This is a genomic window from Pseudomonas sp. 51_B (assembly GCF_017491595.1).
In the GTDB taxonomy this organism is placed as follows: domain Bacteria; phylum Pseudomonadota; class Gammaproteobacteria; order Pseudomonadales; family Pseudomonadaceae; genus Aquipseudomonas; species Aquipseudomonas promysalinigenes.
Genome location: NZ_JAFGYW010000145.1, coordinates 1 through 543, shown reverse-complemented (window position 1 = coordinate 543; position 543 = coordinate 1). Strand labels below are relative to the sequence as shown.

Sequence of the window (543 nt, the reverse complement as noted above, 5' to 3'; positions counted from 1 at the left end):
AGTTGGGCGTGGCTGGTATTGCCCTGAAAGCGCAACAGGCTACTGTGCCCACCGGAGGTGTCCTGCCGGCGCTTTTCCTCAGCAACCCTGCGTGCTTCGGCCTCAGCCTCAAGCGCTGCCTGTTCCTCGGCACGCTTGCGCTCTAGTGCCTCAGCCGCCAAACGGGCCTGTTCCTCTTCGAGCCGCCTGATTTCATCGGCGGCGGCCTGCCGCGCCAGCTCCTCCGCCAGCCGCCGCGCTTGCTCCTGAGCAACGCGGGCCTGTTCCTGTGCAATCTGCCGGGCGTGTTCCGCCGCCAACCGCGCCTGCTCCTGAGCGATCCGCTCGGCTTCCTGCGCTTGCACCACGGCAATCATGCCCTTGACCGTGGCCGACTGGCTGTTCAACACGCCAATGCCTTCAACCAGTAACTTGGCGTTGAACAAGGCGCTATAGGCCTGCCGTACGCTGACGCTGGCGCTTCGCCGATTGACTTGCGGTAAACGACCTCCGTTGAAAAAAGTTTCAACCTGGGCATGGCCGAAACGTTCGATGGCCACGTCC

At 63.5% G+C, this 543-nt stretch carries 1 pseudogene; it reads right to left on the bottom strand.

Features of this window, described 5'->3' with window-relative positions:
- Positions 1-543 (bottom strand): annotated as a pseudogene (locus J5M56_RS24070) (hypothetical protein); the annotation flags it as partial.